Below are 13934 nucleotides of genomic sequence, written 5' to 3'. Positions count from 1 at the left end.
TAGGACTTTCGGTTTGTCCTCGTTGCCGAACGCGTTTTTAATGATTCGAACCACACTGTCCCTGTCGTTGATGTGCTGGTGTTTACTGACCACCGGCGGTTTTGCTGCTGACGGATCGGCCGGGCCGTCGGCACGCGAGCTGACGGCGGCCGAACGCGGCTACCGATTCCTGATCGAGACAGCGATCCTGCCGGGTGACTTCGACCAGGAAACCTTCGATTCCCTCTGGAAGGTCTGGCCGGAACCGCTGCGTAGCGAAGCTGAGCAGGCGTCGCCTGAGCGGCGGCGTGAAATGGCGTTCGCCAGGTATGGTCTGACCCCGCGTCCCGGCGACGAATCCGGCAAGCCGCTGCAGTACGTTGTCGATGATCAAGGTCGGTGGACGATGAACTGTTTCAGTTGCCATGGCGGTTCGGTCGATGGCATGCCGACCCCTGGTGCGCCCAACAACCGATTCGCATTGCAGACACTGACCGAGGAGATCGGGAAAGCAAAGATCTTGCTGGGACGTCTCCCCGGGAGGATGGAGCTGGGAGCCCTGTTCATCCCGCTGGGAACGACCAACGGCACCACCAACGCGGTGGTGTTCGGAATGGGGCTGATGAATGGCCGCGACGAAGAATTGAATGTCGTCCGGAAGCCCCCCAAGTTCTTCGTCCATCACGACATGGATGCGCCGCCGTGGTGGTACTTTCACAAACGGCCGAACCTGTACATCGACGGATTCGCGGAAAAGGGACACCGTGGGCTGATGCAATTCGCATTGGTTCCCGAGAACGGACCGGAGTTTTTTCGCGAGCACGAGAATGATTTTCGCGACGTGTACGCCTACCTCAGTTCGCTTCGTCCGCCCGAGTACCCGCACCCGGTCGATGCGACGCGGGCGGAGCAGGGCAGGGCGGTCTTCAACGATCACTGTGCCCGTTGTCACGGAACGCCGGGAGCGGATTCAGAGTATCCCAACGTGCGGGTCCCGTTGGATGAAGTGGGGACCGATCCGGTGCGGTTGCAGGCGTTGACGGTCGAAGGGCGTCAGAAATATGCACGCAGTTGGTTTGCTCACGCTCAGGAGGCTGATCCTCAGCAAACGGTGGTGGATCCAGACGGCTACGTGGCGCCCCCGTTGGATGGCGTTTGGGCGAGCGCTCCGTACTTCCATAACGGTAGCGTGCCGACACTGTGGCATGTGTTGCATCCCGACCAGCGGCCCACGGTCTGGCGGCCCGTCTCACAACGATTCAACCGCGAAAAGGTCGGACTGGAATTCGAAGAAGTTTCAGAAGTTCCGGCGGGACTGACCGACGACGTGCTCCGCCGCAGCTACTTCGACACGCGAAAGTTCGGGAAAAGTAACGTTGGGCACCGATTCCCGGAGGAGTTGACGGAGGACGAGAAGGAATCGGTGCTGGAATACTTGAAAACATTCTAGCGCATCGCCACCTTCTGAAATCCGCCGCGGCGGTTGGGGGGATCTACTCGGATCCGCGCGGGACGCGTATAACACACGGTGCATCGACCACGCACGCGCCTGGCGGTAGCACTGGCAGTTTGCGCCCTCGGACGATTGGCTTCACCCCGGCGACCGTGCCACCGTCGCGACGGTGGTCGATGACACGCACGCGGGGCGGCCAGCCAAGCAATCCTGGTCACCGCAACGACTTTCGACCGCAATGACTTTCGCATGATTTCGCACTGGATCCGCTCTCCCTGGCGGATCTTCGGAGTAGATAGATGAGTAAAACGCAATTGATGGCGGCGCGGGCCGGCGAAGTGACTCCCGAAATGGAGTCGTGCGCCAAGCGGGAGAACTTGCCCGTCGAAACGATCCGCGATGAAGTCGCGGCCGGGCGAATGGTGATTCCTGCCAACAGGGTGCACGCCGCCGGCGCTTTGGAGCCGATGTGCATCGGTGTCGCGGCCAAATGCAAGATCAATGCGAATATCGGCAACAGTGCCGTGACCAGCAACGTCGGCGAAGAGCTGGAAAAGTTGCACACGGCGGTGCACTACGGCGCCGATACGGTGATGGATCTGTCCACGGGCAAAGACATCGACAACATCCGTCGCAAGATCATCGAAAAGAGTCCGGTGCCGATCGGAACCGTCCCGATTTACCAGATGCTTGAAGAGCTGGGCGGCAACATCGAAGACATGAATGCCCAGCACTTCCTGGACATGGTGGAACACCAGGCCAAGCAGGGAGTGGACTACATGACGATCCACTGCGGTGTGAAGCTGGAGCATCTGCATCTGAGCATCAACCGTGTCACCGGGATCGTTAGTCGCGGCGGGTCGTTGATCGCGAAATGGATGATGGCGCACAACAAACAGAACCCTCTGTACGATGCGTTTGACGATCTGTGCGACATCATGCGTCAGTACGATGTCACCTGGTCGCTCGGTGACGGCCTGCGGCCCGGATCGATCGCCGATGCGTCCGACGACGCTCAATTTGCCGAACTGGAAGTGCTCGGCGAGCTGACCAAACGCGGCAAGGCCAATGGCACCCAGATGATGGTTGAGGGACCGGGGCACATCCCCATGCATCAAATCCAGATGAACATGGAGAAACAGGCCGAGTTGTGTGAAGGGGCGCCGTTCTACGTGTTGGGTCCGTTGGTCACCGACATCGCCCCCGGCTACGATCACATCACCAGCGCCATTGGTGCCGCGATGGCCGGATGGCACGGTGCCGCAATGCTGTGCTATGTGACGCCCAAAGAACACTTGGGGCTACCCAACGAGGAAGACGTCAAGCAAGGTGTGATCGCTTACAAGATTTCGGCCCACGCGGCCGATGTGGCTCGGGGGCGCGTTGGGGCTCAGGACCGCGACGACGCGCTCAGCAAGGCCCGTTTTGAATTCGATTGGAACGAACAATTCCGTCTGGCCTTGGATCCCGAAACGGCCCGTCGCTACCACGATGAAACCTTGCCGCAGGACACTTTCAAGAGCGCCCACTTCTGCAGCATGTGCGGACCGAAGTACTGCTCGATGAAGATCACTGAGGACATCCGCAAGATGGCCAAAGAGAAAGATCTGGTTCAGATTCCGGCCAGCGAGTAAGGCCGCCGATCAACCGTTGCTGGCGTCAGCGACGTGATCGAGCGTCGTTGCCGGGGCGACCGCTTCGTCGCGTGGGGCGGGATCGTTCGATTTGTCCGGGGCGTCCGGTTCGTTTAGCGCCGCGTTGGGATCGGCTGCAAGACCAGCCGAGGTCGCGGCCAGGAGTCCGGTGCCCCGTAGCTTCCAAACGAAGTAGGCCGCGCCGACCAGCATCAGTCCGCTGGCCACATAGAAAATGTGTTGGGGCTGAGTGCCGAAGGCAGGCCGGATGGTCGAGTACAACACTCCGGCCACCGTCATGAAGGCGAACGACACGGCGTTGGCCGTCCCCAGGAATTGTCCGCGTTCGTCGTCCGGTGACAACCGTTGCAGCAACGCTTGCAACGGGATGATGTAAAACCCGGCGAAAAAGCCCGCCAGCAGAATCAGCAGCGACACATTGCTCAGTGCCACCCGCACCATCGGACGCGCGTTCGGCATCCACGGCGGAATGGCCGCGAGCAGGAAGAACATCACCACCAGCCCGGTTGCACCGATCAGCGTCAGACGCGGCCGAATTCGGTCGCCGGAAATCACCCCGGCGACGGCGCATCCGAGTCCGATCGCGATCCCCAGGACCCCCATCAGCACACTCGCTTCGGTGTGATTGATCCGCAAGACCTCGGTGTACTCGGGGACGATGAACAGGGCGATGCCGGCCAGCAGGTAGAAGTAGCCCCAGGCCATCATGACCAGCAACAGTCGTGTCTTGGACATCTCGCGGATCGTGGCGATGTACGTGCTGAAGGGGTTGGCCGCGTAGACCAGGTCCTTGTCGCCGGCTTGCAGCGGCGAGATGAAGATCGAGGCGATCAGGCCAAACACCGCAGTTGTGAGCAGCAATGCGCCCGGCAGCCACAGCAAACCGATCTTGTCGGGCGACGGTGCATACAGGTCGCTGGCGACACCGGCGATCACGGTGCCAAGGATGACGGCCACGTTGGTCAGCATGTTGATCACCCCGTTGGCGCGGCTGAGATCCTTTCCCGCGACCAGCTCGGGAATCATGCCGTACTTCGCCGGGCCGAAGAACGAGCTCTGGCAGGTCAGTGCGGTCAGGGCGAGCAGCGTGATCGGCAGGCTTTGCAGGTAGAACCCCAGGCCGGCCAGCATGGCGATCGGGATCTCCGCGATCTTGACCCACACCGTGACGCTCCGTTTGCTGTTGCGATCGGCGACCTGACCGGCGAATCCCGAGAGCAACATGAACGGGACGGTGAAGCAAATGCTGACGATTCCTTGTCCGCCATCACCCAGCATTCCGGCCCACGCCCCGTTGATCACCATGAACGTCAGCACGACTTTCAGGATGTTGTCATTCATCGCCCCGAAAAATTGGGCGACGATCAGGCCCAGAAAGCCACGGTTGAAGAGCGGTTTGGAAGACGGCGATGGGGGAGACGGCGTCTCGGAAGCCGGCGTGTCCGAAGACGGCGGTTTGTAAGGGTGCGTCACGTCGCGGTCTTGGGAAAGTGGCGGCGAAGGTCGGTCGAGCAGGTGCGATCGTAGCAGGTGCCGGACAATTCTCTGAGACGGATTTCGCCGGCTCCGGCTTGAGAGCCCGCCCGGGCAGGGATGGTCGCTGGAAATCCGCCGATCGGTGGCTTTTTGACGCAAATCCGTCCCATCCCTCGTTCCCGGGCTCCCGCCCGGGAACGCACCGGACGCTGGCTCTGCCAGCTCGGTTTGCGGGGTGTGGCAGATAGACGGATAGAAATGGGGACGCAGGCGGGAGCCTGCGGCGCATCCGGTTCCAAGGCGGGAGCCTTGGAACCAGGGTGGCGAAACTCGTTCTCTGGTAGACGCTGAACTTGTCAAGAACCCATCCCTCGTTCCCGGGCTCCCGCCCGGGAACGCACTGGAGCACTGGCTCTGCCAGCTCGGTGCGCCTGGGATGTGGCATTCAGCATCGGCAGGCAGGCGGGAGCCTGCGGCGCATCCGGTTCCAAGGCGGGAGCCTTGGAATCAGGGTGGCGAAACTCGTTCTCTGGTAGACGCTGAACTTGTCAAGAACCAAACCCTCGTTCCCGGGCTCCCGCCCGGGAACGCACTGGACGCTGGCTCTGCCAGCTCGGTTTGCGGGGTGTGGCAGATAGACGGTTAGAAATGGGGACGCAGGCGGGAGCCTGCGGCGCATTCGGTTCCAAGGCGGGAGCCTTGGAACCAGGGAGGTTCGGCGGGCGTTCAGCCCGAGGCGTGTCGGGCGACCACTTCCGGCAGCGGGTACGTCGTCAGGTCCCGATCGCCGGGCCACTCGGCAATCTCACGCAACCGGCGGTAGCCGCGGCTGACCAATTTGCAGCGCGTGGCAACGAACGCGGTGTCCAAGTGTTGCCGCGCCATGGGGCCCTGGACCTGCACCGGTGGGAACCGATCATCCTCAATGAATTGTGCCAGCACCGGGTTGCAGCGGAGGTGGCGTTCGGGCGTCGTGTGCAAAACTTCGGCGTCCAATTCACCGATCACGAAACGCAAGTAGAGATCGCTTTCGACAATGGACGTGACGTCGTTTCCGCAAACCTCACACCGGTAACCTTCGTCACACTTCATGGCCCGCGTTTCGCTCTCCCGGGACTCACATTTCCAGGACGTCGAACATGTCGTACATGCCCGCGGGGCGATCGATCAGCCACTTGGCGGCGGCGATGGCGCCGGCGGCGTAGCAGTCGCGATTGCTGGCTGCGACGTTCAGTTCGATTCGCTCGCCCAACATCCCGAAGACGATGGTGTGTTCGCCGGGGTTGTCGCCGACCCGGACGGCGTGATAACCGATTTCGTTGCGCGTCCGTTGTCCGGTGTGGCCTTCGCGACCGTGAACGTGCTTGGTGTCATCACCCAGTTTTTCCGCGATCAAATCACCGAACTTCAGTGCGGTGCCGCTGGGGGCGTCGGCCTTGAATCGGTGGTGACGCTCGATGATCTCGATGTCCAGTCCACCTGGAACGTCACGCAGCTTTTCGGTGATTTGCTGCGCCAGCTTCATGGTCAGGTTGACGGCCAGGGACATGCTGGGGGCCCACACGACGGGAATGCTGGCCGACGCGTCCCTCAGCCGTTCCACCTGCGCGTCGGTCATGCCGGTGGTGGCGATGACCAGCGCCGTGTCGTGGGATTCGCATTTTTCGATGCAGCGGTCGATGGCGTCTGGAAGCGAGAAGTCGATCACCACGTCGACGTCGGTCGGCCATTTGGATGCCAGCGGCACGTCCAGCGTGTCCACGCCCGCCAACTCGCCGGCGTCGGCTCCCAGCAGTTCGTGTTGGTCGTTTTCGATCGCAGCGGTGACTTCCACGGATGGGTCTGCCGACGCGAGTGCCACCACGCGTCGGCCCATGCGTCCGGCGGCGCCATGAACGGCAATTTTCAAAGGAGTGGTCATCGGGGTGGACTACCAAAGGCGGACGAAGGGGTACTCAAACGAATGTAACACGCCCCGCTGGGACAGGGCAGCGGGGCAGGGATGAGGGACAGAGCAGCGGGGCAGGGCAGGGCGGTCGACTGCGGCACGTCGACTTCTATCCGCCTTTCCGCAGGCAGGTTCACCGCGGACGTGATTGATTTCCGCTGCCAGAAGCCAGAAGCCAGAAGCTAGATGGAGTTCGCCACGGTTGTCGCACCGTGCAAGCAACGCGACTGACGTGCGGTCAGGCGTACAGCTGAATGGCTTTGATGATGTCGTCCAACTCGTTCGGGACCGCGATCGCCTTGTTGGCGTGCGAAGCCTTGGTCACGCCGCGGCTGCCCAGCGTCTTTTGAAAGACTTCCTGATCGGTCGTGTGGTAGGCGACGGTGACGGTGGGGTCCTTCAATTCGTGTCCGGTCAGCACGCACACCACGCGGTCGCTTGGCGCGATGACGCCCTCGCGACGGAGCAGCTTGGCGCCGGCGACGCTGGCGGCCGAGGCGGGTTCGCAACCGAAACCTCCCGCGCCGACTTTGGCCTTGGCGTCCAAGATTTCCTGGTCGCTGACCTGACGGACGACACCCTCGCAGAACTCCAACGCCCGCAGACACTTCTTCAGATTCACGGGCCGGTTGATTTCGATCGCGCTGGCCAGCGTGTCGGCTTTGATGCCGTGGCGATCCATGTGGTCGTTGTATTCCCGAATCGGATCCAGGTCGACGTGACCGCCGTTCCACCGCACGCCGCGGCGTTCGTGCAATTCATACAGGGTGTCGGCACCGCTGGCGTTGATCACCGCCAGACGGGGAACGCGGTCAATCAGCCCCAATTGCTTCAGCTCCATGAAGGCTTTGCCGAACGCGCTGCTGTTGCCAAGGTTGCCCCCGGGGACCACGATCCAGTCGGGCGTTTCCCAACGAAGGGCTTCCAGCACACGAAACATGATCGTCTTCTGGCCTTCCAGCCGGAACGGATTGACGCTGTTGACCAGGTAGATCCCCAGCCGTTGCGCGATTTCGCGGACGCGGATCATGGCGTCGTCAAAGTCCCCGGCGATCTGCACGGTCAAGGCCCCGTAATCGAGTGCCTGGCTCAGTTTCCCGTAGGAAATCTTTCCGCTGCCGATGAAGATGATCGCCTTCATCAATTGCGTCGCACTGCAGTACAGGGCCAACGAGGCGGATGTGTTGCCGGTGCTGGCGCAGGCCGCCCGTTTGGCCCCCAGCAAATTGGCGTGGGTGATCGCCGCGCACATGCCGTTGTCTTTGAAGCTGCCCGACGGATTCATGCCTTCGTACTGCAGGTGCAGCTGGCCGGCATTCATGCCGACGAATTTTCCGACCGCATCAGCCTGCTGCAGCAGCGTCTGGCCTTCGCCGACGGTCACCACGCGTTCCTGCGGAGCGAACGGCAGCAGTTCATGGAAACGCCACACCCCGGAAAACCGAACCGGGTTGAACCGTTGACTCCACATCGCCTCAAAATCGCTCAGCTTGTCCGGGACGGCCGCTTTGTCCCAGTCGTAGCTGACGTCCAGCAGGTACCCGCATTTGGGGCAGGAGGTGTGCAATTCGCCCGTGTCATAGGTCGCGGCGCAGGTGGGATTGATGCAGCGTTGGTACGCGAGATTCGTACGCATGGACGAATGCGGCTGGGCGGTTTGAATCATATCGGTCATGTTCGCTGTTGGCTTCGCTGTGGCGGGCCGGCCTGGGACGGTATCGTAAGGATAGATTGATTTCCGGAGTTTGTCGCCACTGAAAAGGGGGGCCGGGCCAGCGACGGTCCCCGCGCGGTGCGTCTCCGCTTGGCGATTGGAATCGGCTGTCGCGCCGGCCTGGTTTCGACGCCAGCCTGGTTTCGACGCGGTTGATCTGGGCAGGAGCGGTTCGGGAGTCTACCGTGTCAACGCTGCGGCGCCGAAACCGGCTTCCGCGATTGTTTGCTGGAATAGGACCGTGTTGGTTTTCGCCGGCCTGACGCCCGGCGTCCAGTACCGAGGGATCGAACGGATCAAGGGAAGATGAATCAGGCAAATGTCACGGCCGATCCGCCGAAACCGGCTGCGGGTGTCGGTCGCAAATCGCTGTCTCGCCAGGCCGTCACTTTCATCACGTTGGCACTTTTAGGCGGCGCGGTCGACCTGTGGACCAAGGCGATGATCTTTCGCTGGCGTGGTTTGCCGGGGCAAAACGACATTTGGTGGGTGATCAAACCGTATTTCGGCATCGAGACGGCCGTGAACATCGGAGCCGTCTTTGGGATGGGAGCCGGTAAGGGAACGTTTTTCGCCGCGATGTCGGTGATTGCCGCGATCGGGATCGTGGTCTGGCTGTTCTGGTTTCGCGGCGCCGAATCGTGGTGGCTGACCGTCGCCTTGGGGTTGGTCGGGGGCGGGATCATCGGGAACCTGTACGACCGGCTGGGGCTGTGGTGGCAAGCGGGTTATCCGCCGGAGTGGCAAAGTGGCGTTCGGGATTGGATTCTGTGGCAAATCAATGCCCGCTGGACCTGGCCGAACTTCAACATCGCCGATTCGCTGCTGGTGGTCGGGGCAGGCATGTTGCTGTATCAATCGTTTTTCCCCGGTCAATTCGCCGCTTCGGAATCCAGCGTGAACGCCTCGCCGGAGCGGGAGGACCAACCCAGCACCGCAATCGAATCAGCGAATTCATGACCGATCACGACGCGAATGCTCGTCAGCCCAAATCGCCCGACCAGTGGGGCGAACTGCATGCCGGGCGGTTGGCGGCGATGATCGAAGTGGCCCAGGCTGCTGGTCGGCACACGCTGCGGTACTTTCGTGCGGACGACTTGCAGATCGACAGCAAGCAGGACGAGTCGCCGGTGACCGTGGCGGACCGCGAGGCGGAACAGCTGGTACGCGAACAGATCAGGGAGCGCTTCCCTGACGACACGGTCCAGGGCGAAGAGTTCGCCGAGACCTCGGGTGATTCCGCTTACCGTTGGGTGGTCGACCCGATCGACGGCACCAAGTCGTTCGTTTGTGGTGTGCCCCTGTACTCCACGTTGTTGGCTTTGGAGTGCGACGGTCAGCCAATTGGAGGCGTGATCTACATTCCCGCGTTGGCTGAAATCCTGGTCGCCAGTTCGGGGTTGGGGTGTTGGCACCGAGGCGGACCGCAGGGGGCGTCTGGCGACGGAGCGTGGTCCCGCGCCCGCGTGTCGGACCGGAGCGAATTGGACCGCGCCGTGTTTGTGACCAGCCAGGTCGACTCTTTTGACGCTCGCGGTGCCGCCGAGGCGTACAAACGGCTGGAGCGGGAGTGCTGGATCACGCGGAGTTGGGGCGATGGCTACGGATACTTGCTGGTTGCCACCGGACGCGCGGATTTGATGGTCGACCCGGCCTGCAACGCCTGGGACGTGGCCGCGATCCTGCCGATCGTCGTCGAATCGGGCGGCCGTTTTACCGACTGGAAGGGCAACGCCACGGTTCGCAACGGTGACGGCTTGGGGACCAACGGAAAGCTGCACGACCGCGTCCGAGAAATTCTGACTTGCGGCTAGCTCCGCCGGCCGGGTATGAACCAAAGTGTCGGCTTCGCTGGGCAAAAATGCTTCGCTGGGCAAAGATGCGACCGCCCGCGGTCGGACCGCCGCGGCATCATTCACGAAGTCGATGGAGCGACCGTCGCCAAACGGTGGTAGCGGTGCAGATTTCCACGCTCTGGCGAGCGTGGTTCCATCAAAGTGGCGCTGTCCCGTTGGGCTCCGTAAAAATGGGCTCCCTAGGAATGGTTCGCGGGGTCAGCAGATTCGCCACCCCAAGGAGAAAAGCAGGATGCGTTGGCAAGCCGCATGGATGGGATTGACGATCGTTTTCGCATTGGTGGTCGGATCGTTGGCCGACCAGCCATCACCAGTGGTCTCCCCCGGGGAGGTGGGTCCGGCCGACGGTTTCCCGCAAATCGGTGCTTCCGCCGGCCCGAATCTGCTCCGCGTCGGCTCGGCGGGCGAGTTGATCGGGTTTTCTGGATTTGACGGCTCGGGAAGTCAGACAATTACGTTGGTTCATACCGGCAAAATGCAAATGGCCGTGTATCATATCGATAGGTCGGGCCAGGTTCGCTTGGTCAGCAGCCGTCCGATCGATGCCGACTTTTCGTTGACGCTCAACGCGACCGCGCCGTTGCCCGGTGAAATCCGACTTCTTAGCGGTCAGGTGAAGTAACGCTCACCCATCGTCCGAGCTAGAGAGATGAGGAATCGTCGGCGAAGCACGCCCCGCTCATTTTTCCCCGCTCGAAGTAAAACCCGCTCATGTCTTATCTGTCACTCGAGGAAGCCGCCGCGAAACTCGGCATTTCGACCGATCGCCTTGTGGAATTGCGCAGTCAGGGCGAAATTCGCGGTTTTCGTGACGGTTCCAGCTGGAAGTTCCCGGAAAACGAAATCGACCGGTTGGGTGAAGAATTGGCCGCCGAAGGTGCCGGCTCCGGAATCCTGGTCGATGACGCGTCCCTGGGCGGGGATGCGGGCGGAATCGGCAGCGTGATCGGGGGGGATGCTGGCAAGGAAGGCGGCGGCAGCGATGTCAACATCGGCAGCGAAAACTTGAAAGAGGGCAGCACCGGCGGCAGTGACGTCAATCTGGTGGCCGGGTCCAAGGAAGACGGCAGTGACGTCAAATTGGTGGCCGGCGACAGCGGCAAAGATGAATTGGAAGGCGATTTTGAAACCGAAGGTGCCGATCTGGTCGAGATCGATTCGGCGGAATTGAGCCTGAATGATCCGGCAATCATTCGCGACGACGACGATTCGGTCGACGTCGCGATCGACCCGAAAGAAGGCAGCACCGGCCCGGTGCCCAGACAGGAAATTGAAGCCGCCGGCGGACACTCCACCAGCTCCGTCGAACTGGGCGGCGAAGGCAAATCCGGCGAAGGTTCCAGCGGATCGCTTAGCTTCGAGAACTCGCTTTCCGAAGAAGACAGCGACGAATTGGTCCTGGGCGAAGACTCCGAAGACAGCTTGGATCTGGAGGCGATGGTCGGCGAGGACACCGGGGGTGAGTCTGGAGCGGCCAGCAGCCTGGAAATGATGGGCGACTTGGGTGGCCCCGGTTCCGACGCTTCAAAAAAGAAGTCGGGCGCCGACGTGCTCAGCGAATTGGATCTGCTGAGCGCCGAACAGTCCGGCAGCGGTAGCGGGTTGATTTCCGGCGACAGTGAGAGCCTGCTGACGTCGTCCGGATTGGGAAGCGGCCTGGATTCCAGCGTGCTGGGAGAAATGGACGACGCGCTGGACGAAGATGACGATTTGGTCATCGCCGACGACGACGAAGAACTGCTGCTGGACAGCGTCAGCGACATCTCGGTCGCCGGCGACAGCGGGATCAACCTGATGAGCCCGAGCGACAGCGGACTTTCGCTGGAAAGCGAGCCGTTGGACTTGGCCGGCAGCAGCCTGTCGGCGCTGGATTTGGGTGCCGAGTTGACCGACGGCAGCGGAATTTCCGGCTCCGGTTCCGGATCGGGTAGCAAGAAGCCCGGTGATTCGGCAGTCGATCTGCAATCCGGCGATGAAGAATTCCAGCTGTCACCTTCCGGCGTCGGCCTGGACGGCGACTTGGAAAGCAGTTCGCAGGTGATCGAAGTGGAGGATTCCGAAGTCGCCGAAGCGGTCGACTTGGAAGACGACTTCAATGACGCCGGCGGATTTGCCGAGGCTGATTTCGCCGAAGCCGAACCGCTGGGGGATGACGCGTTCGGTTCACCGGACGATGCCTTGGATGCTCAGCCGCTGGACGAAGATGCCGTGGCGATCGACGATTCCGCCGAACCGGCCACCGTCGGTGCGGCACCGGGTGGCTACGGCTACGAGATTCCGTTCTCGTTGATGCAGTGTTTGTCGCTGATGTTCATCATTTTGACGCTTTCGCTCGGTGGCATGTTGATGACCGATCTGGTTCGAAACATGTGGTCCTACAGCGAGATGTCGGCTCCGGTCAGCTCGCTGACGGATTCTTTGATCGGATTGATGGGTTGGGATAGCTGATCCGTTGGATCCGACCGGATCGGACCGGTGGCGGGTCAGGCTGCCACATTTGGGATTCGCGGCACAACGGGTAGGATTTCGGGTGGAGACACGTCGCGGGTGACGCGTCTATACTGGATGGGTCAGGATGACTCCCGCCCAGGAACCGGAATCCAAACCCTCCCCAATCAATCTCTATGTCACCGGTCCACTCTTTTGGTGCCTCGCGTTTGCTGCGCGCAACGTGGTCTGTGCTGCGCCTTACGGTTCTGTTTGGTTGCCTGTTGCTGGCCGGATGCGGTTCTGAAGAAGGCGTCGTGACCTACACGATTCCCACGGAAGTGCCCGAACAGCTCGCGCCGGGGAAACAGCGAATGCTGGGGGCGATCGTGCCACGGGGTGACAAGGTCTGGTTTTTCAAAGTGATGGGGCCGGAAAAAGCCGTCGAGCTGGTGGATGATCAGTTCCGTCAATTTGTCCAAGGCATCCAGTTCGGCGAGGACGGGAACCCCGTCCTGGAACCGCTGCCGGAGACGTGGCGGCGGGGTGGCGACAAGCCGATGCGGTTTGCCTCCATCGACATCAACACGCCCAAGAAGCAGCTGGACCTGAGTGTCAGCGACTTGCCCTCCTTTGGCACGTGGGACGACTACGTCAAACGGAATGTGGATCGCTGGCGGGGCCAATTGAGTCTGGAACCGTCCGATGAAAAGTGGTCCGGCGGGCAGCCGTTGGACGTTCCGGCGGCCGAAGGAGAATCCGTGTGGGTCGATTTGACCGGCGAAGCCGCGGCCGGGGGCGGCGGCATGATGGCCGGTGGTGGGCCGTTTTCCGCAGGACCGTTTTCCGGTGGCGGGCCAAATTCGCCAGGGCCAAATTCGCCAGGGCCAATGTCACCCGGGCCAGTGGCGTCGGGGGCAGCAGCGGGCGGGCCACCGTCATCCGCGATCCCGGGCGCCGGCAACTTGCCGCCGGCCACCGATGCCGCGCAGCCGAAGGTCGACTTTGAGCGACCGGACGGATGGCGCGACGGACGCAAGAGCATGATGCGATGGGCATCGTTCGAAGTCGGAGGCGAGGACGCTGCCGCCGAAGTCACCGTCATTCCGGCTTTGGGAGAGGTGCGGGATAATGTCGCACGTTGGATGGGCCAGGTTGCCGGGAAGCCGCCGGCCGATGAGGAAGTCGACAAAATGCTGGCTGATGCCGAGAGCTTGACCATTTCCGGTTTCCCGGCTCAGCGTTTCGTGATCGAAGGCGATCCGGAGCAGGGCCAGAAGTCGATCGACGCCACGATGGTGCCGCGTCCGGGACAGCAGACCGTGTTCATCAAGATGACCGGTCCGCCCGAAACGGTCGCGGAGCAATCCGATGCGATGAGAACATTTTTAAAGTCGCTTTCGTTCTAAGGGGAAGTGTCGTTCGT

11 protein-coding genes are annotated in these 13934 nt (G+C 61.8%); 7 read left to right on the top strand and 4 right to left on the bottom strand.

Annotated features, from left to right (window positions below; all coding sequences use genetic code 11):
• Positions 1–40 precede the first annotated feature (40 nt).
• Both FYK55_RS09110 and thiC read left to right on the top strand, forming a co-directional pair.
• The gene (locus tag FYK55_RS09110; protein WP_150076086.1) at positions 41–1429 is read left to right on the top strand and encodes a c-type cytochrome; all 1389 of its coding nucleotides are present in this window, start codon (positions 41–43) and stop codon (positions 1427–1429) included.
• A 302-nt stretch (positions 1430–1731) separates the two neighbouring features.
• Complete coding sequence (gene thiC / locus FYK55_RS09105; protein WP_150076085.1) at positions 1732–3066, top strand: phosphomethylpyrimidine synthase ThiC; 1335 nt, start codon at positions 1732–1734, stop codon at positions 3064–3066.
• A gap of 9 nt (positions 3067–3075) precedes the next feature.
• Here thiC and FYK55_RS09100 read toward each other — a convergent pair whose 3' ends face one another.
• The 4 genes from FYK55_RS09100 to thrC all read right to left on the bottom strand — a co-directional run bounded on the left by FYK55_RS09100 (position 3076) and on the right by thrC (position 8147).
• Complete coding sequence (locus FYK55_RS09100; protein ID WP_150076084.1) at positions 3076–4560, bottom strand: MFS transporter; 1485 nt, start codon at positions 4558–4560, stop codon at positions 3076–3078.
• A 729-nt stretch (positions 4561–5289) separates the two neighbouring features.
• Positions 5290–5655, bottom strand: a complete 366-nt coding sequence (locus FYK55_RS09095; RefSeq protein ID WP_150076083.1) for a hypothetical protein — start codon at positions 5653–5655, stop codon at positions 5290–5292.
• A gap of 25 nt (positions 5656–5680) precedes the next feature.
• Entirely contained in the window at positions 5681–6484 is an 804-nt protein-coding gene (gene dapB / locus FYK55_RS09090; protein ID WP_150076082.1) for a 4-hydroxy-tetrahydrodipicolinate reductase, read from the bottom strand.
• 265 nt (positions 6485–6749) lie between these two features.
• Positions 6750–8147: a threonine synthase gene (thrC, locus tag FYK55_RS09085; protein WP_235908545.1), complete on the bottom strand. Its 1398-nt coding sequence runs from the start codon at positions 8145–8147 to the stop codon at positions 6750–6752.
• 384 nt (positions 8148–8531) lie between these two features.
• On the opposite strand from thrC, the gene FYK55_RS09080 reads away from it, so the two are divergent.
• The 5 genes from FYK55_RS09080 to FYK55_RS09060 all read left to right on the top strand — a co-directional run bounded on the left by FYK55_RS09080 (position 8532) and on the right by FYK55_RS09060 (position 13917).
• Complete coding sequence (locus tag FYK55_RS09080) at positions 8532–9185, top strand: signal peptidase II (RefSeq protein WP_150076081.1); 654 nt, start codon at positions 8532–8534, stop codon at positions 9183–9185.
• Positions 9182–10039: a histidinol-phosphatase gene (hisN, locus tag FYK55_RS09075; protein ID WP_150076080.1), complete on the top strand. Its 858-nt coding sequence runs from the start codon at positions 9182–9184 to the stop codon at positions 10037–10039. Before FYK55_RS09080 ends, hisN begins: the two co-directional genes overlap by 4 nt.
• Before the next feature lie 274 nt (positions 10040–10313).
• Complete coding sequence (locus tag FYK55_RS09070; RefSeq protein WP_150076079.1) at positions 10314–10703, top strand: hypothetical protein; 390 nt, start codon at positions 10314–10316, stop codon at positions 10701–10703.
• Between the two features lie 89 nt (positions 10704–10792).
• Positions 10793–12529 (top strand): helix-turn-helix domain-containing protein, encoded by a 1737-nt coding sequence (locus tag FYK55_RS09065; protein ID WP_150076078.1) that lies wholly within the window; start codon positions 10793–10795, stop codon positions 12527–12529.
• A 230-nt stretch (positions 12530–12759) separates the two neighbouring features.
• Positions 12760–13917, top strand: coding sequence for a hypothetical protein (locus tag FYK55_RS09060; RefSeq protein ID WP_150076077.1), 1158 nt, complete (start codon positions 12760–12762; stop codon positions 13915–13917).
• Positions 13918–13934: the final 17 nt, after the last annotated feature.

The sequence above is a fragment of the Roseiconus nitratireducens genome (assembly GCF_008629675.1).
Lineage (GTDB): Bacteria > Planctomycetota > Planctomycetia > Pirellulales > Pirellulaceae > Stieleria > Stieleria nitratireducens.
The sequence above is the reverse complement of the archived record's forward strand: the minus strand, read 5'-3'. Positions and strand labels throughout refer to the sequence as shown.